This window comes from Parabacteroides sp. AM58-2XD, from assembly GCF_003463685.1.
Classification (GTDB): Bacteria; Bacteroidota; Bacteroidia; order Bacteroidales; family Tannerellaceae; genus Parabacteroides; species Parabacteroides segnis.
This window is the reverse complement of record NZ_QSDP01000081.1, coordinates 1-19232: the sequence shown is the minus strand read 5'-3', so window position 1 is coordinate 19232 and position 19232 is coordinate 1. Positions and strand designations below refer to the sequence as shown.

Genomic DNA, 19232 nt, shown 5'->3' with positions numbered 1-19232 from the left:
GAAATGGACAGATTTTATATTTTATTCCTATTGATCTGCTTTTCAGCTTGTACAGTCGATTATATTCCCGGAAAATCCGAAATAACGGAATCGGATCGATTAGTGGTGAACTGTTTGCTTAATCCGAAAAAAAAGATACAGGTCTACTTATATTCCACCTACCGTATGAATACCGGTTATGCTTTCCGGGGAATTCAACATGCACAGGTAAAATTATTTGAAAACGACCGGGTCCTGTATGAAGATATCTGTCCGGATAGTGTACTGACTTTGGACCAGTATCCTTTGTCGCAGGCAACATATAAAATAGAAGTATCCTTGTCTCCTTATGAAACCATATATGCGGAAACGACTGTTCCAGATAGTATAACTTCACATTTCGAACGTTTTGTTTCTTCAAATGGACAGATGATCTATAGACTATCGGATTTCGAAGGAGATTTAGGATTATCCTCACTCTATATTACGGCTTATACCATTCATGATAATGATACTATCGATCAGTTTGATGAATATTTTGCCAACAATATTTTAATAGACAGAATAAACCGTCTGAACGATTCCGATATTATAGACGAAGAGATCGGTGCGGCTTATTATGAGGGATTTATGAGGATAAAAAATAAAAACATTACACAGGTGGATATGTTGAATTTTATTCCCAGAAAAGTGAATTATGCAGAGGATACAACTCCTCCTATTTATTCCGAGCCTCACAAAATCGAAGTAAAAGTCATTTCTGCAGCTCCCGAATACGATCAGTATTGCAAGACTTATTATCAGCAGTTATCAAAAATAATATATAGTAATGATATTTCTGCTATAACATATCAGCCTATACAAGTGTATTCTAACATCGAGAATGGTCTGGGTATTTTTGCAGGAATGAATGAGACAAGTCATTACATTCAGTTATTAAAGGAAAATGTAAATGAATAAAATATTACTGATATTTTTACTTTTGGGTTTAACAGGGAGGATATTTGCACAATATTCCGATAAAGAAATAATTATTCAAGGATATGTGTCGGATGCCTATTCGGGAGAAATATTATCCAACGCTCATATACAAATCGGAGAACAATCTTCCATAAGTAATAATTATGGATTTTACAGCATGAGAATAAAAGCCGGAACACTGAAACTACATGCTTCTTACATGGGATTTTCTTCTGTAATCAAGGATATTATAGTCGAAAGAGATACAACAATATCTGTTGCTCTGTATCCCGGACTCGAATTGCCCGAAGTTGTATTCCAGGTCAATAATAATAAAAAGGTTGAAAACAAAGGATTAGGAAACTTACGAATAAACTTATCTCAACTATCTGTTTCCCCTCTTTTTCTGGGAGAAAGGGATATAATAAAGACAATGCAGTTCATGCCGGGTGTTTCATCCGGTATGGAAGGTTCTTCCGGCCTGAATATAAGAGGCGGGACGAATGATCAGACACTCTATTTGATAGATGATGTACCTGTGTATAACCAGAATCATACATTTGGACTGATATCTATTTTTAATCCTGATATTTTACTAAGTGCAGATATGTATAAAGGTGGCATACCAGCTATTTATGGTAACCGGCTTTCGGGAGTCGCTTCTATTGAATTGAAAGAGGGGAATTACCAGACGTATCATCACTCAATAAATATCGGTACTCTGGCCGGAATCATTTCAACAGAAGGTCCTATTGTAAAAAATAAAATCTGTTACCTATTTTCTGCTCGCCGGTCATTCCTCGACTTATTAACGAACGCCTTTTTATCCATTCCGTCAAATGGGAACTGGAGTTCTTCTATGTTTGCTTTTTGGGATATAAACGGAAAAATATCATGGAAACTGACAGATAAAACCAAATTGTCGCTTGGTGTATTCAATAGCTACGATGATTTATACGGTCTGAATAAAAAGAAAGATATGCAGACCAGAGAGAAATCTAAAAATAAATTCGGAATGGGATGGAAAACACTTACTGCGTATGGTCGGTTGACATCCAATATCCGGCAGAACTGTTTTCTTTCATCCAGTGTTTATTATTCCCATTTGGGTAATTTTGATTATATGAATTTGCATACTCCAGCTATGCAAATCAAACAACAGGTCTCTTCCGAATTACAAGAGTTTGGCTGGAGGAATTCGTTGGAAAATAAGCTTTCAAATAACTTGAGCCTCTTTGGAGGCTTTGACTTTTCAGCTCAATTTTACTATCCGGAATATATGTTCAAGAATCAGAACGGTTTTCAGAATAACATGGAAAGCGGACAGAAAAATTTGTTTACCACTTCATTTTTTGTTTATTCTGAGATAAAAAATAAAAAAAGCATGTTGGTACCAGGTATACGGATGTCTGTTTTTCATAATGGAACGAGAACAAAACTGGTCATCGAACCTAGAATCAAATTATCTACTTTCATAAACGATAATAATAAAATTATGCTTGCTTATGACAGGATGTATCAGCCGATCCATTCTGTTAATGAGATGAATTATTCGATTAATACGGACTTCTGGATGCCATTCAGTGAGAATGTATTACCTAATTCAAACCAGATTTCAATCGGATGGAAGAATTATGCTATTCCTGATTTACTCTTTTCTATTGAAGGGTATTACAAAAAAATGAATAACCTTGTATTAATATCAAATCTTGAGCATTATCTCGATTTTCATACAGGTTATCAAACAGGCAAAGGGCAATCTACCGGTATCGAATTTCTGGGACAGTATAATAAAAATAAATTAACCACCTGGCTTTCTTATACTCTCTCTCATTCCAACAGACAGTTCAAAGGCAAAAAATATCCATTCAAATATGATGCACCTCATGATATTTCATTATTTGTCAGCTATGACATCTATGCAAAAGGGAAGATAAGAAATACATTGTCTGCCAATACGCAATATCGTTCAGGGATTCCTTATTACATCCCTGAAGTGTCTTATCCTAGTATGGGATTACCGACAACCAACGGTCCGTATAGCGGGTACCTTGAAAAGAGTATAAATTATATTCCGGATTATCCCAATATTCGCTTGAAAGATTATTTCCGCATGGATATTAATTTTACTATGGAACGACAACTGAAACATGGAACAAGTTGTTGGCAGTTTTCTTTATTGAATGCTACTGCCCGGAATAATCCTTATGCAGTATACAGAAAAGAAGGTAATTATAAAGCATTTGTCCTCATCCCTTTTCTGCCATCCATATCTTTTAAACGAAGTTTTTAATAATTACTATAAAAATAAAAGAGATAAAGATCGAATAAGTTTTATGATGTCAGATAACTGTCCTCAAAAAACTTATTCGATAAACTTTTATCCTTTTTCCAGCCTTTACCCGCAATGGAAATAAGTATTTACCAATCGAAGCATTCCTTCGGGGTCATTTTTCAAATCATCTCTCAGGGTAAAGTCGTTATAAGACTTCAACTTTTTGATTATACCGTCTATCATGCTCGGGCTAAACACATTATATTTCTCAAAGACAGCCCGTTGTTTTTGCAGACGTTCGGCCGAAGCAGCACAACTGTCGGGTAACTGGTCTAGAGTTTCCAGACGGGCCTTGTTTTCTTCCTGGTGGATATTCACATTTACATAAGTCTTTTCGGCTATTTCCAACGCATTTTCTATCTCAAAACCATGACGACAAGCGACAGCCAATCCAGCCAACAACTGATACAAATCGGCAGAACCATCCGGCGAACGCATCTCAACCGTCTGTTTCTGTGTCGTATCATAATGGCTTTCCGATTCCAGAGGGTTAGCCAATACACACATGTCTTTTTTTGCAGCCCAGCCTAAGGGGACACGTACCAATACCGAACGGTTCCGGTCGCCCCAGCAAACGTTTGTCGGAGCTTCCTGATGAGGAACCAAACGGAAGTAAGAGGTTGGATTCGTATTTCCGAACGCAGTAATCGAAGGAGCCAGTTGCATCATTCCGGCAATCGCTTTACGGGCTGTTTCAGACAAAGCACCGTCGGCCAACATCTGGTTTTTACCGTCTTTCATAATTCGCATATGAACATGCAAACCCGAACCGGCTTTTCCGACTGTAATCTTAGGAGCGAATGTGATATCCAGACCATAGCTATAAGCCAGATTACGAATTACCCATTTGGCAATCATCAACTGGTCGGCAGCTTCTTCCACTTTGGTTGGTAGAAACTCGATTTCGTTTTGCTCATATATCTTTCCGTTCAATGTAAAGTTACCGACTTCGGAATGACCATATTTAATCTGTCCGCCGGCCTGGGCAATATATTGCATGCACTGGGTACGGAATTCATTGAATTTGGCGAACGGGCCGGATTCATGATATCCGCGCTGGTCGGTTGCCGGGAATAATTCTTCCTCTTCCGCTATCACATAATACTCCAATTCGCCCATTGCCTGAAACTCCATGCCTGTTACTTCCGTAAAGGCTTTACTTGCCTTATGCAAGGTATATTCGGGAGAACTTTCCAACGGTTCGCCATCTTTATTAAAGAAGGAACAAAGCATAGTGATTGTCGGCAACTCGGCAAAAGGGTCGACGAAAGCTGTCCGGAAGCGGGGAATTACATACAGATCGCTACTGCCGGCTTCAATAAAAGAGAACAGGCTGGAACCGTCCACACGCTCACCACAGGTAAGGATTGCATTCAGATAGGCTGCATTATTAATAACAAAATTCAATGTTTTCAGACGGCCGTCTCCTGCCGGATACATAAAATTGACCATCTTGATTCCTTTTTCGCGGATAAAAGAAATAATATCCGCCTTTGTAAACTCAGATGAAGGTTTCTGCAAGAATTCGACTAAAAGATTCGAATTCATTTCTAATTCGTTTTCCATGTTTTGTTGATTGTATTTATACAATATAGATTTAATTATATTTTCTATAAGGTTTCAAAGATAAAAAAAGATATGACGATTGTTTCGCTTTTCGTTGGATTTTATCAGGTAAGTAAAAATAGAATTGCACTTTTTCTGAAAAAGCCTTGCATATTAAAAATAAAAACCTACCTTTGCACCCGCAATACGGAAGTAGCTCAGTTGGTAGAGCACTGGTCTCCAAAACCAGGTGTCGGGAGTTCGAGCCTCTCCTTCCGTGCAGAAGCGATACAACTTGTATCGCTTTTTTTATTTCCTTCCCTTATTTATTATGTAATTATCGTATATTGCACCCGATTTATCACCATCTAAAACAAAAGCGTTATGAATCTAATTAAATACATATTATTCTCCTGTTTTTCAATATGCTTGTTTACTTCTTGCGGAACAACCTTTAATAATGCCAAGAACGCAGATAACAATATACAAAAATTAGAATTGGGAATGACTAAAATAGAAGTTATTGCCATTATGGGGAAGACTTATAAAAGGCTCGAAGTCAAACAAACAGCAAAAGGCTATCAGGAAACGCTCGGATATGAGGACCTTCAGGATGGGCTATACCGTTTCAAATTACTGGATGGAAAACTTCAGGAATGGGATTATTTGCAACCCGACAGATGCAAGGAAAAACATTCGGATAAATAGTACTTACAAAACATATATGCTTTGATTACGAAACATATATGCTTTGCAAACAAAAGTCCCTTATTTTGATTTCAAAGGTCCCTTATCTTTGAATCGGTGTTTAGTCCGATAATATTTCCAGTCCGTTTTCACGCATCACGAATGTGTGTTCCCATTGGGCGGAAGGAAGTTCGTCGTCGGTTATTACCGTCCAGCCATCTTCTTCGGCAATATAAACACGATATGTACCCATATTAATCATCGGTTCAATCGTAAAGACCATTCCCGGGACCAGTAACATGCCGGTACCCTTACGTCCGAAATGAGTTACTTCGGGTTCTTCATGAAATTCCAGTCCTACCCCATGCCCGCACAAATCACGGACAACGGAAAAACCGTTCTTTTCCGCATGTTTCTGGATGGCATGACCTATATCACCTACAAAACCGAATGGCTTAGCTGCCTTCATTCCTATTTCCAGACACTCTTTTGCCACACGCACCAGTTTCTCTTCTTTAGGAGAAACCTTGCCAATCATAAACATTCGCGAAGCATCCGAATAATAACCGTCCAGGATTGTCGAAACATCCACATTGATAATATCTCCCTCCTTTAATATCTCTTTTTCGCTGGGGATACCGTGGCAGACCACTTCATTGATGGAAGTGCACACGCTCTTCGGGAATCCTTCAAAATTCAGCGGGGCCGGGATAGCACCGTGGTCAACCGTATAGTCATAGACCAGTTTATCTATTGCGGCTGTCGACATTCCGGCTTTTATTTCTTTTCCCACCAAATCGAGAATACCTGAATTTACAACCCCGCTTCTGCGGATACCTTCAATCTGTTCTTCTGTTTTAATCAATTTCCGGGAAGGTACCAAATGACCTTTATTCTGGAGGTAGAGAATCTTTTTATCCAATTCGGTAAGTGGCTGACCTTTGATAAGTTGCCAATTGTTTCTTTTTCTCATAAATCTTTGCTGTTATCGTTAGTAATAACACAACAAAGGTACGTTTGTTTTTCTTCTTTTCGGAAAAAACGAGTTTAATAAAGTTCAAAAAACAATCCCCAGCTTAAAGGAGAGGCTATGAAAACTCAACGATTCTTCATAGGAAGAATCAAGATAAGGGGTTGAATATTCTTGTAAGCGCTTTAAATCCTGCAATCCGTATCCCAGGGAAAACAACATCTCCTTATCAGACAATAAGTTCATCCGGATACCCACAGACGGGAACAAATAAAATCCTCCGTCCACTTTACTTGCCGGTGCAAAAGAATAGCCGGCCGCGCAATCCAGATACGGAGTGAACCTACCCGGTTTCAACAGGTTGAATTGTAGGTTTCCCGCCAAAGGAATCAGTGCTTCCTTATCATAAAGGGAAAATCCGGTTCCCACCCCGGCAGCAAAGCGGCTACTGAGAGAATACAACGCCCTGCCTTCCAATGCGAAAGGGACTGTCGAAGGAGTACTCATCGGAATACCCGTACTGACGGTTACCTGATACCGGACAGGGTTACATTCCCTCTGTCCTTTCGAAAAAAACGGTATCAGAAAGAAAAGCATGACAAATAGATATTGTTTCATGGCTGAATCGTTATGGTTATTTGTTCGACAATCTTCAAAGCGGAAGTCAGGGTGGAAGTATCCGTATATAGTTGCCCATTGCTTCCGTCAGGCGAACTATGGCCGATAAGGCTGGCGACATACGATGTAACGCCGGATGTCAGGTCGATATCTGCGGCATAAACAACAGCCGGTTGTCCGCTCCCTTCTTTTCCTCCCGAATAATTATCATCTCCCTCCTGAGCCGATTTGGGATAACTCTCATTAAAATCAGTCGAATGTTGATTTCTATTTTTATACGGAACTGCTTCAGACCGCCTGCCGGTTGCATCTTCACATCGAATCCGGAATGCGGCGTAGCGCCGGTCAGACCGTCGGTGAAAGGTTCCTTTTTAGTCGGCAAATAAAGACCGTCGCCATATTTCACCCCACGGGAATAACACCAATGCGGCAATGCTTCTTTCCTTCTGTTCTTACCGGCCATCAGCCAGCTTTGAGTCGCAATCTTATGCGTCACATAGACAGTCGACAGATAATTTCCATCCTTATCTTCCAACCAGATTGCTATCTGGGGAGGATTCTTTCTACTGATTCCTAAAAACAAGGGAAAATCGTGCAACCATGATTCGCCTTTCTGCAAGGTAATCTTTAAGTCATTACTCTTATACTCAACCAAATCGTTGTTACAGGAGCAGCAGGCCAACAGTGCCATACAAGCTCCTAAAATAATTCCATACTTATGCATTTCTATAATTTTTAATCCAATTATCAATCAACAGGTCTATTCCTTTTTCCAATTCTTCCCAGCCGGTCTCACTCTGCAATTTGAAGCCGTTGTAGACCGGACAATTCTCTTCCAACATAACCAGATAAGTGATAGAAGATGTGAGAACCGTCGCTATAACGGCAATATCCGCTTTCGGCCAGTCCGTCAACCGGCTGACAGCATCGATCAGCCAGATACCCTTCGCCTCCCTCCTCTCACGCAATTCTTTGATTACTTTATTTTTGGCCGAAAGTTCCCAGCGATACAACCGCCTCAACGTATAACTGTTACGCAACATCGTGATTTGGTCACGAAACAGTTTCTTGACAAACTCCCCCAAGTTCGCCACTTCCGGCAGTTCCGGTTCCAAATTAATCCAGTAATCATTCCGTTCGATATAAGCAACAATCAATCCGTCCAGCGATTCAAAATAACGATAAATCAGCATTTTGGATAATCCGGCTTTGGCCGCAACCGCATTAATTCCCAGATTTTCGAAACCATCTTCTTCTATCAGGTCATCCACAGCCTTCAACAAAGCCAGCTCTGTCAACTCTCTGTTTTTATTCGTTCTTACTACTTCTTTTTCCATACTTTATATCTTTGTTACCACTCGGCAACAAAACTAAGTTACCAAACGGTAACATCAAAAGGAAAAGTAATTTATTTTAAATTCACCGGCAACTTTCTCCTCTGGTGGAGAAAACTGTTCCGCAACAACACCTCATCACAAAACACACAAATATCAATAGTAGGAATAAGAAACGGAAAAATCATGTATCTTTACCGATGTATAACATAAAAATTGGAATGCTAAATGAAAACGTCTTATTCCCACTTACCTGATTATGCAAAAAACGATTTGCAACAGATCGTCACTCTGATACTGGAAAGAGTGCCCCATTGCGAAATGATTATCCTGTACGGAAGTTACGCCAGGGGAACATTTGTGGAATATGACGAACGGGATGAATTCGGCATCCTCACTTCTTTTATGAGCGACTACGATCTATTGGTAGTTACCAGCAATGAAGACGTTCGTGAGGTAGGACATCTACTGGATACTGTGGATGACAAATATTATAAACGTCCCGACAACCAGGTTCCTATTCAATTTATCAACGACGATATAGAGAAATTGAACTCCGACCTGTCGGAAGGAAGATATTTCTATACCAGCATCCAAAAACAAGGGATTATGTTATACGACAGTGGAAATTACAAACTGGAACGTCCCCGAAAGCTGAACTTTCAGGAGATCACGCAACAGTCCCAAGAGTATTTTAACGAGAAGTTTGAAAAGGCTGGTTATTTCATAGATCACGCTTCTTTTGATTATGAAAAAGGAAGATATAATTTAGCTTCTTTCGATTTGCATCAAGCCTGTGAGAATTATTTCTATGCACTGCGTTTAGTCCATACCCTGAAAAACAGCAAGCAACATAACCTGTCAAAACTGTTAGGTGCAACCCATAAATATTCGCCCGAATTACAGAAAATCTTTCCCCGAAAGCCAAAGGAAGAAAAGCGATTATTTGAACTGCTCCGCCTGGCCTATGTAGAAGCAAGATATAATTCTAAATTCGTTGTCACCAAGGAGGAGATAGAAGCACTATTTCCTAAAGTAGAAAGGTTGCGCGATATAACCGAACAAATCTGTAAATCCCAAATCGAAACGTACAGGCAGATGGGGCAATAGTTATAGATATATTCGTATATTTACACTATAAAAATCATATATAACAAATTAACCTATTAAAAATGATAGAAGCACCGGAAGCCTGATCCTGTCGGAACAATTAAATCAAACGATTAAAGGAAAGAGAATCTCTTTTGTCAGTGCCGGATATACCCCGCATAAATTTGTCTGGTATTATGGAGACCCTGCCGGTTACAGTGATAAGTTACTCCATAAAACTGTCGGAGAAGCACATGCTTACGGAGGGTTGGTTGAAGTGGAAATCGAGGATGTACGGTTACTTTTCGGAGACGGGATGAATATTTGTTATTATGCTCCCGGAAAAAAGCTGCCGGAAAAACATCAGTTACTGATTGCCTTCGAGGATGAAAGTTGTATCATGGGTTCTGCCCGAATGTACGGCGGAATCTGGTGTTTCCCGGCTGATTCTTTTGAATGTAATTTCTCCCCCTATCGTGATGGGGCACGAAGCAAACCGCAGGTTCTTTCCGATGCTTTCAACAAAACCTATTTCCTGAGCCTGATAAACAGCGAAGAAAAACAAAAGAAAACAGCCAAAGCATTCCTGGCCACCGAACAAACAATCCCAGGTCTGGGAAACGGTGTTTTACAGGATATTCTCTTCAAGGCTCGTATCCATCCTAAAACACGCATCAGCACATTATCGGATAAACAGAAAGACACTTTGTTTCATTGCGTTAAAGATACGCTTCAGGATATTTATCTAGCCGGCGGCCGCAATTCTGAAACCGACCTGTTCGGTAAGAAAGGAGGTATATTCCCATTTTATCTAAAAATACCGTCGGAAAACCATGTCCGGTCTGCGGAGAAAATATACGGAAGGAAAATTATTTAGGAGGAAGTATTTATTATTGCTTCGAATGTCAGAAATAAGGTTAGCCGTAAGGTTCCATATCTTCACACACCCAATCGGAAGTATATTCTATTGTATAACGCAACTTTTCCGGTTTCTGGTGAGTTCCAAAAAACATGGCTATTTTTATAGCACCATCTTCTATCCAGTAAATGATTTTCAAATTCGAATGCTGAACAAAAGTACGGAAACATTGAGGATAATCCTGCAATGTTGGTTCTATATATCCTAAACCCGGAAAATCAGTTAAAACTTGAAGACAATCTTTTATTGAAAAGTAAATTTGATTGGCTCTTGATGTTCCATACAAAATCTGATTAAAATCTTTCAGTTCCTTTAATTGCTTTTTAGCCAACGGAGAGATAATACGTTTCAACTTTTTCATCTATTTCTAGCCTCCTCTTCAATGCCCCATTCTTTTTCCAACTCAGCAAAAACCTCATCGGCATCCAGCATCTTTCCGTTCCGGTCATCTTCCAACACCTGATCTATCAAACTACGAAAATGGGCTACCGAACGAATTTGCATACTTTCAGGACAGGATAATGGCTCACGCGCTCCTTGCTGATAAGTAAAAATCTGATCTTCCAAAGAAATCAGCAACTCCTCATCTTCTATCTGGCTGATCTGTTTTATCAGATCTTCCCGACGTCTGTTTATTGAATTGGTTGACATAATATGAACTATTAACGTGATTTACAAAGGTAGTAATAATATGATTCGATTCCGGATTTTTTTCCAAATCAATTCGTATGTTTGCAATATGAAATGGAAATATTCTTTTATCGTATTATTATCTGCTTTGATTGCCTGTAATAACAATACGGAATCTAAAGACAATAAAGAGGTTAATGAAACATTGGAGACAATCTTCAACCGCAAAAGCGTACGCAAATACACTGAACGTCCGGTTGAAAAAGAGAAACTGGAGACACTGGTACGTGCAGGAATGGCCGCCCCTTCTTCCAGAGACCGCCGTCCATGGGAATTTATCATCGTAACAGACCGGGACATTCTGGATACAATGGGAGACGGACTCCCTCTGGCTCGTATGTTAAAAGAGACCAAGCAAGCTATTATCGTTTGCGGAGATACAGCGAAGTCCAATAACGCCTGGCAACTGGACTGTTCCGCTGCCGCACAAAACGTATTACTGGCAGCCGAATCTTTGGGACTGGGAGCCGTCTGGACAGCAGCTTATCCGTATCCTGAACGGATGAAAGTAGTTCGGGAGGCTTTACACTTACCGGAACACATCGTTCCGCTGACTGTCATTCCGGTAGGCTATCCGACAGGCATTGAAAAGCCCAAAGACAAATTCAATAAGAAACAAATGCACTATAACGGATGGTAAAAAAGACTCCCGGTGCTATCCTGCCGTCTGACAGGAAACACCGGGAGTTTCATTTATCGTTTAGTTCAGAGAGAGATCAGAATCCGGCATGTTCTTCCTTGTTCACCGACTGGTCCGAATCACGTTTCTTCTCGCCATTATATACCCACTCGATTTCATCTTCGTACGTCTTGCCGTTTTTCACAACAACCGTCTTTACGATATTTTTGCCCATATCGAGCGTAATGTTATCTATAATATAATGTACGGGCGTATAACCTTCACGGATACCGGTCAGTTCCTTTCCGTTCAGATACACTTTCGGCGTACCGATATTTGAATAAACAGTCACAGACGTTTCCTTTTTCTCACGGTCCCAGTTACGACGTTGAGTCAGATACAGTACAGGTTCTTTGCTCCAGTTTGCCTTGTACCAGAAATAAGAATCTTTCTTTATTTTACGGTCGAATGTTACCAGACCTTTCATATTACGTGCCGGAACACCGCCACGCACCCACATCGGAGCACAGAAATCAAACGTATTCCAAAGATAAGAAGCAATGATATACGGATGGGCAGCGATCACACTCCACTGATATTCGTGCGTTTTGGTAGCGAATGTTTCGGGATAGAACTCTTTCGTCCAGTTCAGCGCATCTCCCAGATACTCCGTCTGATGATTCAGGTTGGCATCTGCACCATATTCGGTCAGCATCAGTTTCTGATGCGGATATTCTTTCTCCAGATTCTCCACCCAGGGTTTGATATCCTGTATTTTCTTTTCATACCAACCGAAATAGCGGTTCATACCCTGAATATCGGCAACCAGGTTAACCGGATGCTCCATATGTCCGTATCCGTTCACCGAAACCGTATAACGGTCCGGGTCTTCCGTTTTAGCCAGGTCATGCAAAGACTGGGTCAGTTCTTTTGTATATTGGTGCGGCTGATATACCTCATTATGCAATCCCCACACATAGATAGAAGGATGATTGAAGCTCTGGCGGATCATTTCACGCAACTGGTTACGGCAATTCTCCGCTTCCTGCCCGGTCACACGGTTTACAAACGGTATCTCCGCCCAAATAATCAACCCCAGACTGTCACAACGAGAATACAGATAATCGGATTGCTGATAGTGGGCAAAACGAACGGTTGTCGCACCGACATCCATAATCGTAGCCAGGTCGAAATCATGGTTTTCGTTCTTCAAGGCACTTCCCAGCCCCCACCAGTCCTGATGACGGGTAACACCATACATCGGATATTTCTCACCATTCAGATAGAAACCTTTGCCGGCAACAATTTCATATTTACGCAACCCCAACGGCTGTACCATTTCATCAATCACCTGTCCGTCTTTAATCAAACGGCTGACAACCTTATACAGATAAGGATTTTCACGCCCCTGCCACAAAGTCGGTTTCTTTATCGTAAAAGAAGATTCATAGGCCTGCTCACCCTGTGCCGACAGTTCGAAAGACTGGCTATGGGTAGCCACCTGCTTTCCTTCCTGATCGTAAATCGTATTCTGCAAAGTAACAGGAGCGGGTTGCAGAGTTCCGTTGTCGAGCTTTACCTTCACTTTTACATCTGCCTGTTTCTTCGATACATTCTTCTGGGTGATATAAACACCGGGAGATGCACAATCGGTCACACTTATATTATACGGTTCAGTGACAACCAGCCACACCGGACGATAGATACCGCCATATACGCCAAACAAATTATGATTAACAGGGATCACATCGGGACGTGATTTATTATCCGCTTTCACGATAATCTCATTCTCCTCTCCAGCCTTCAATAGCGGACTGATCTCACAGGCAAAAGCAGAATATCCGCCTTTATGGGAAGTAGCCAGCATGCCGTTCACAAAAACTTCTGCACAGGAGCCGACTCCCTCAAACCGTAAAAAGACACGTTTATCTTTCAGTTCAGCCGGGAAGAAATATTGTTTTTTATAATAAGCCGCCCCTTCATAAAAACTATTGGCCTGTACCTGCATATCTTTTGCATTCCAGGTATGAGGGATTTCAACTTCCGACCATCCCTTATCCCATTTCGGGGCATTGATAGCCAGTTCCTTTTCCGCCGGAGCTTTTTTAAATGACCAGCCGGAATTAAATGATTCGACTTTCCGGCCTTCCGCCTGCATGGTCATTAATCCCAGACAGGCTAATAATAAGGTTAAACTTAATACTCGTTTATTCATGATTTGTTAATTGAATGAATTGCAAATATACCCCGGCATTCTTTTTTTCAGTAATAAAATCATCTCATTACCGATTAAGATTGTCTCTATTTACCTATAAAATCACTCAAAACGGATAAAAACCTCCTGGTCGAGTCCTCTTTTATGTTTACGGATCAGTCCTACCAACTTTTGAACTTCCGGCAACTCCAGACATTCGGGTGATAAGTTAAACGACTGCTTATCATATCTCTCCCGGCTTCCTCTATTCAACCACTCTTCTATATCATCCGGTACAAAATAATGAGCCTTCCCCGCCAGATAAGGAAAATATTCATTACTGAACACATTCAAACCTGCCGGATCGAAATCACCGAAATGAAGATACGGATTCGGTATAGCTGCCAACCAACGGACCAGATCTTTACTCTGTGTCTGAGGATAGCGGCAAACAAACAGAGGCGTTATGTTATTGAACAGATAGGCTTGCTGACGGATATAACGAAAGTTCTCCGGATTCTCCATACCGACAATCGTAATTTCCTGATCCGGAACAAACGATTCAAAATCGGAAATAAACAAATAACTTCCCTCAACAGGTGAGACAACAAACGGTTTCCCGTTAAACATAGATTCCAAAGGCTGGTAACTGTTCACACAGAAACCCTTAAAACTTCTCACCGAACGAATTTTTGTATCACCTACCTGACGTGCTAAATCAGCACGGAGCAAGTCTTCCTTTTCCAGTGTTTCGACATAGAGCGATAGGTTACTTACATTGAAACGGTTGTAAAGAAAGTCATCGAGCGTAGCTTGATTCCGGACATAATAAGTTTTCCGACTCCCTTTCGGAAGGATTTGCAACACCTCTTCTTCCAGCAACAAAGCAGACAATGCATTATTAAACTGGCTGGAAGGAAGCTTTTCTCCCCTCCCTAGCCGCAACAATTTACGGGCATCCGCCAACGAAAGCTTCATGATTCGGCCTCCTTCCGGATCAAACGTTTAACGACTGTGATATTCTGGCTGTCCTTATTTAATATATAGGTATAGCGATAATCCGTCGCCCGGTAGGAAGTAGGCGAACAATTCACCAGCAGGATATTGCGGCTGTTAGCAAAGTTAAGGATACCTTGTATGTTGTTCGGATGCAGTTTGCCGATCTCATCCATCATACAATGCAGCCGGAAATCACTGAAACGACGGGAAGCCTTTTCTTTGAACACATTGAGCAGCATGATATTAATCATGGCCTTTACTAACACGTCTGTCCCATCGGAACCCACATTGGCCAGTTTTTCCACCCATCCGCTGTCGTTATCGTTCTCCACGATGCGGAATTGCAGGTCGAGGTGTCGGACAGGGTTAGTTCCTTCTCGCTTGTTAGTGACAACTCTTTCACCAGCGATTGCAGATAACCGACTGCCTTCCGGTTGTTCTCCTCCTGTTTCTCAGCAGAGCCGGAGAAAAGGTCGAAACTTCCCAGGCTGAAAAGATGCTCCTCGTTGAAGTCGCGTATGGTCTGCATCAACTGCATGATCTTATTCTCGCTCGGCATGGCACGAAGGGCAATGCTTTTGATTACTCCGGCAAAGTTGCGTTCCACAAAATCGTCATTGATATCGTTGATCACCTTCTGTATAGCTCCTTCCCGCGACATCATATCCGAAACTTCCTTTCCGATCTGCCGAATAATATCGGTGTAAGCCTTATTGGAACGTTGTTCGAACTCGGCGATCTTGTCGTTGTCGATAAAGTCAGTCAGTTCGGAAGCGAAATCCATAAAATCATCCTGAGTCGTCAGGCGGGTACGGAAATGGAAGGTGTTCTGTTCGGAGAAATTGCCGGTGAAGCGGTTCACAGCCTCCCGCAAATCCTTCTCCCGCTCGATGATACGGAAATGGTTGCGGATCAACTCTTCCACCAGCGACTTACAACGTTTTCCGGTTTCCTTTTCAGCACCCGACAACAGTTCGGCCGGACAATCCTCCTGCCGGCAAAATTCTTTTGTCCGCCGGATATCCTCCCTCAGTTCCTCCAGCAAACGGTTCAGTTCCTCCAGCGCACCCCGTTGTTCTCCTGCTTCACGGAGCAGTGACAAACGTTTCTGTTCGTATTTCCCCTGCTCACCGGCCAGTTCCTTTTCTTTCAGTTGCTTGTCGTTACGAAACTCGTCCATCCGATCGATCAGTTCCCGCTTATCCTTGCGGTATTCGATCACCAACGTCCGGTTATCTTCGATGAAACGCAGTTCGTTTTCCAGTTTCCCGATCCGATCCGTCACCGCCGTTATCCGGGAAGTATCCGCGCCTTCACCAGCCAACTCTTTGGCATATTCTTGTTGCAGGACTACCAATGTTTCTTTCAACTTTGTCCCAGCAGCGGCAATTCCGGCGTGCAACAAAGCTGTAGCAGTTTCTACCTGTTCTGATTCTTCTTTGCCCCGTAGCCGGAACTCTTTTTCTTTGGCTTTGATCCGTTTATCCAGGACAGCAACCGATTTCTGCCATTCCTCTTCCGCCTCCATCCGTTGGGCGGTGACACGGCGCACCTGCTCTTCCACCTGTAGTAACCGGGCCGCCTTCTCGTCAGCCGCCTTTTGCTGCCAGGTGATCAGCGTTGCCGCCAGTTGCTGCAATTTCAACTGATGCTGTTCGTTGCGGTAATCCAGCCGGATCACCTCTTCCTTGTCAGCCTTTATCAAAGGCTGATATTTCTTTTTGAGACGGACAGCCTCTTCTTCCTTGCGGACAGACAGGTCGTTGAACTGCTTTTTCAGTTCCTGTAACTGTGTCCGTAACTCCTGCTGTTCCTCTTCATATTCGCCAATGGTCTTCACCACTTTGCCGATTCCCGACAAATCAAGTTTGACACCGTAGAGTGTAGCAGATAGCTTTTCCATCAACTGCGGACCGAGTCCGGTATGGAACAGGACTTGCTTCTCGTCGATCACCTTCCCGATCGTGTCTTCCCATCCGGGATATTCACGATTCAGCCACTCGTAGAGCGACCCCTGCCGGCTCTTCAGAAGAGTTGCAATCCCTGCGATATGGCGGTCAGCTCCTCTATCCGGCGTGACAGTTCTTTTTGCGCGGAAGTCGTTTCACGTTCCAAAGCCTGTCCCTCCAGTTCCCATTCGCGGGTATTGCTTTTTATACGGCGGTTGCAGGTTTCTTTCTTCAGCATATCTTCCTTGATCTCTCCTTGCAAAACCGCTTGTTCTTCTTTACAACTCCTGATTTCTTTTTCATAGAACACCTGGTGACCGATTTCCACCTTCCGGATGGCCAGACCTGAAAGTTCTTCCTTTTTCCGGTCGATCTTTCCGCGGGCGCTGTTCACCTTTTCTTCCTCCTGCTCCTTTATTTCGCGGATCAGTTGTTCCTGTTGTTTGCGAAGTTGCTCTTTCTTCTCAAAGAGCCGTTGTTGCAGACCGATCGCTTCTGTCTCTTTGGCATTTTTGAAAGTAGTGAATTGTGCCTTCTCCTGCTCTTCCAGCAAAGCGAACTTTTGGCGGATATGTGTAAAACGATCTGTTAGGATACGCAACTGTTCTTCCAGTCCCGCCTTTTCATTGGCTACACTTTCGCGAGCATTCACCCGCCGTTCGATCTCACCGATATTCAGTTGTTCGTATCGTTTCTTCTGTTCACGGGCCTGCTGCAACTTATCGTTCAACAGTTTGATATCGGATGTGATCTGTATTTTCTTCTCTTGGTATTTATTCGCCAGTTCGCTCAATTGCATTTCCGTCTTTCTCAACTTTTCCTGTTGCTCGGAAAGTTGCCGTTCACGAAGGGGAAGTTCTTCGCCGGCAAGGCGGTAGGCAAAGTTCAGTTCGTGCGACAATTCTTTCCGCTCCTGTTCATGATAAAGCAGCGTCCGGTGCACATCGATAGCTTTCTCCGCCTGTTTACGTACCAGTACATTTCCGTTCCTGTCCTTTGCATGCCACAGGCTGATATCCTTATACTCTTCCTCGAATCCTTTGAGATGATCAGCATATTGACTCAGGTCAATCGTCGCATTTTCTTCGCTCAGCGACATGATGATCGTATCTTTAATAAACGAGGCTTCCAGTTTTGAATTAAGGAAGACATTCTGTATCGTACGAGGAATATTCTGATACTGGCTGCTTTCGGTGATGGCAAACTTGCGAAACTCAGGCAGCAGTCCCTTGTTATTCCCAAAGATGATATTCCGGTATTCTTCGTATTTCTCGATCTTTCGGCTATAATACACCTTACGACCCAATGCTTCGCGTATCTGATCCCAACCGTCGAAGGCACGCCCCTCCGGGGAAATAAAGAAATCCTTGTCGTAGGCAATATCGAGAAAACGGAAACAGGCACGTCCCTGCGAACGGAACGCCATCACAAGATAACAACCCTCATCGCGCTTTACTTCGTAGATCACATATGAATTGGCATACGGGAAATAGTATTCGTCGAAACTTTTCTTCTCTTTCGAAATTCCCAGTTTCATCTTATCCGCATTATAGAAAAAGAGCAAGGCACGCAGCACGGTACTCTTCCCCACTCCCTGGGTTCCGATGAAATGCACATTGCCGTCGACCGGGATATCGGCATAATTCACCCGGGCGCTGTTGATAAAAACAATTCTATTCAGGTATCTCATTTTGCGTTTCTTCTGGTATATTGATACAGGTTACTAATTCTTCCAGATAATTAAAAGCAGCAACAACCTTATAGGTCGATGTGATCTCGTTCTCCAACTCGATGAACCCGTCACGTTTCAGATCGTTCAGTACCTTTTCGAGTATCTCGTCCTGCTTCTCCTTTCCCGTATATTTCTTTAGTCCGCCGAGTTTCTCCTTCAGTTCGGCATCCAACTTAAGCCGCACCAGGATATCGGACGGCTGGAAACGGAAACCGGGGGCAAAGGAGTTATCATACGTTTTGACAAAGTCGAGCACATCGATCCATCGCATGGCGATTTCCAGCTTACGCTCCAGTTCGGCACGGGTTTCACGGCGGGCAAAATAATAGTATTCGTTGCCGCTTTCGAGGAAAAAGTTGATCGAAGCATAGTGTTCGTAAAGTTCCGTAAGGTTCCCGTCTATCTGGTTGTAAAGCTGGCGGATATGCGGATCGGTACTATCCGACGAGATAAACCCGCCCTTGCTCAATAACTCGAATATTTCAGCAGTCTGTTTAATCATAGTTCATATTCTTATGTTTTTAGCAAAAATTTTCCGATAAAATAGGAGAATAAAATTCATCCCTTTTGATAACGGCGAACATTCTCGCCACAAGTTTTGCCCGTAAAGCAT

17 protein-coding genes, 1 tRNA gene and 2 pseudogenes are annotated in these 19232 nt (G+C 42.3%); 7 read left to right on the top strand and 13 right to left on the bottom strand.

The window, feature by feature from the left end; all coding sequences use genetic code 11:
- The first annotated feature begins 3 nt into the window (after window positions 1–3).
- Both DXA15_RS17750 and DXA15_RS17745 read left to right on the top strand, forming a co-directional pair.
- Entirely contained in the window at window positions 4–939 is a 936-nt protein-coding gene (locus tag DXA15_RS17750) for a DUF4249 family protein (RefSeq protein ID WP_128134900.1), read from the top strand.
- Window positions 932–3232: a TonB-dependent receptor gene (locus DXA15_RS17745; RefSeq protein WP_128134899.1), complete on the top strand. Its 2301-nt coding sequence runs from the start codon at window positions 932–934 to the stop codon at window positions 3230–3232. The genes DXA15_RS17750 and DXA15_RS17745 overlap by 8 nt, the downstream gene beginning before the upstream one ends.
- Window positions 3233–3337: 105 nt before the next feature.
- Here DXA15_RS17745 and DXA15_RS17740 read toward each other — a convergent pair whose 3' ends face one another.
- Window positions 3338–4840 carry a glutamine synthetase family protein gene (locus tag DXA15_RS17740; protein WP_128134898.1) on the bottom strand — a complete coding sequence of 501 codons (1503 nt, stop codon included), beginning with the start codon at window positions 4838–4840 and terminating at the stop codon, window positions 3338–3340.
- Window positions 4841–5026: 186 nt separating this feature from the next.
- Between DXA15_RS17740 and DXA15_RS17735 the strand changes: the two genes are divergently transcribed.
- Window positions 5027–5099, top strand: a tRNA-Trp gene (locus tag DXA15_RS17735).
- Window positions 5100–5323: 224 nt separating this feature from the next.
- Window positions 5324–5527, top strand: coding sequence for a hypothetical protein (locus DXA15_RS17730; protein WP_128134897.1), 204 nt, complete (start codon window positions 5324–5326; stop codon window positions 5525–5527).
- Between the two features lie 100 nt (window positions 5528–5627).
- Here the strand turns inward: DXA15_RS17730 and map are convergent, their stop codons facing one another.
- The 4 genes and pseudogenes from map to DXA15_RS17710 all read right to left on the bottom strand — a co-directional run bounded on the left by map (window position 5628) and on the right by DXA15_RS17710 (window position 8431).
- Window positions 5628–6479 carry a type I methionyl aminopeptidase gene (gene map, locus DXA15_RS17725; protein WP_128134896.1) on the bottom strand — a complete coding sequence of 284 codons (852 nt, stop codon included), beginning with the start codon at window positions 6477–6479 and terminating at the stop codon, window positions 5628–5630.
- 84 nt (window positions 6480–6563) lie between these two features.
- A complete protein-coding gene (locus tag DXA15_RS17720; protein ID WP_128134895.1) occupies window positions 6564–7094 on the bottom strand; it encodes a hypothetical protein in 531 nt (176 codons plus the stop codon).
- Window positions 7091–7818, bottom strand: a pseudogene (locus DXA15_RS17715) (hypothetical protein). The gene DXA15_RS17720 and the pseudogene DXA15_RS17715 overlap by 4 nt, the downstream one beginning before the upstream one ends.
- Window positions 7811–8431 carry a TetR/AcrR family transcriptional regulator gene (locus DXA15_RS17710; protein ID WP_128134894.1) on the bottom strand — a complete coding sequence of 207 codons (621 nt, stop codon included), beginning with the start codon at window positions 8429–8431 and terminating at the stop codon, window positions 7811–7813. The pseudogene DXA15_RS17715 and the gene DXA15_RS17710 overlap by 8 nt, the downstream one beginning before the upstream one ends.
- 225 nt (window positions 8432–8656) lie before the next feature.
- Between DXA15_RS17710 and DXA15_RS17705 the strand changes: the two genes are divergently transcribed.
- On the top strand, window positions 8657–9538 hold the full coding sequence (locus tag DXA15_RS17705) for a HEPN domain-containing protein (protein WP_128134893.1): 882 nt from the start codon (window positions 8657–8659) through the stop codon (window positions 9536–9538).
- Between the two features lie 62 nt (window positions 9539–9600).
- A pseudogene (locus DXA15_RS17700) lies at window positions 9601–10432 on the top strand (endonuclease VIII).
- A 2-nt stretch (window positions 10433–10434) separates the two neighbouring features.
- Here the strand turns inward: DXA15_RS17700 and DXA15_RS26880 are convergent.
- Complete coding sequence (locus DXA15_RS26880) at window positions 10435–10797, bottom strand: type II toxin-antitoxin system RelE/ParE family toxin (RefSeq protein ID WP_233567398.1); 363 nt, start codon at window positions 10795–10797, stop codon at window positions 10435–10437.
- Entirely contained in the window at window positions 10794–11087 is a 294-nt protein-coding gene (locus tag DXA15_RS17690; RefSeq protein WP_128134892.1) for a hypothetical protein, read from the bottom strand. The genes DXA15_RS26880 and DXA15_RS17690 overlap by 4 nt, the downstream gene beginning before the upstream one ends.
- Before the next feature lie 88 nt (window positions 11088–11175).
- Here DXA15_RS17690 and DXA15_RS17685 point away from each other — a divergent pair, with 88 nt between their 5' ends.
- Window positions 11176–11766: a nitroreductase family protein gene (locus DXA15_RS17685; protein WP_199676351.1), complete on the top strand. Its 591-nt coding sequence runs from the start codon at window positions 11176–11178 to the stop codon at window positions 11764–11766.
- Window positions 11767–11842: 76 nt separating this feature from the next.
- On the opposite strand, the gene DXA15_RS17680 is transcribed toward DXA15_RS17685, so the two are convergent.
- The 6 genes from DXA15_RS17680 to DXA15_RS17665 form a co-directional block, all read right to left on the bottom strand.
- A complete protein-coding gene (locus tag DXA15_RS17680) occupies window positions 11843–13960 on the bottom strand; it encodes a glycoside hydrolase family 2 protein (RefSeq protein ID WP_128134890.1) in 2118 nt (705 codons plus the stop codon).
- Between the two features lie 102 nt (window positions 13961–14062).
- On the bottom strand, window positions 14063–14917 hold the full coding sequence (locus DXA15_RS17675; RefSeq protein ID WP_128134889.1) for a hypothetical protein: 855 nt from the start codon (window positions 14915–14917) through the stop codon (window positions 14063–14065).
- On the bottom strand, window positions 14914–15270 hold the full coding sequence (locus DXA15_RS26875) for a hypothetical protein (protein ID WP_233567397.1): 357 nt from the start codon (window positions 15268–15270) through the stop codon (window positions 14914–14916). Before DXA15_RS26875 ends, DXA15_RS17675 begins: the two co-directional genes overlap by 4 nt.
- Window positions 15198–16934 carry an ATP-binding protein gene (locus DXA15_RS27680; RefSeq protein ID WP_255419977.1) on the bottom strand — a complete coding sequence of 579 codons (1737 nt, stop codon included), beginning with the start codon at window positions 16932–16934 and terminating at the stop codon, window positions 15198–15200. Before DXA15_RS27680 ends, DXA15_RS26875 begins: the two co-directional genes overlap by 73 nt.
- 29 nt (window positions 16935–16963) lie before the next feature.
- Window positions 16964–18577: an ATP-binding protein gene (locus tag DXA15_RS27675; RefSeq protein ID WP_255419976.1), complete on the bottom strand. Its 1614-nt coding sequence runs from the start codon at window positions 18575–18577 to the stop codon at window positions 16964–16966.
- Window positions 18561–19121 carry a hypothetical protein gene (locus DXA15_RS17665; RefSeq protein ID WP_128134888.1) on the bottom strand — a complete coding sequence of 187 codons (561 nt, stop codon included), beginning with the start codon at window positions 19119–19121 and terminating at the stop codon, window positions 18561–18563. Before DXA15_RS17665 ends, DXA15_RS27675 begins: the two co-directional genes overlap by 17 nt.
- Window positions 19122–19232 lie beyond the last annotated feature (111 nt).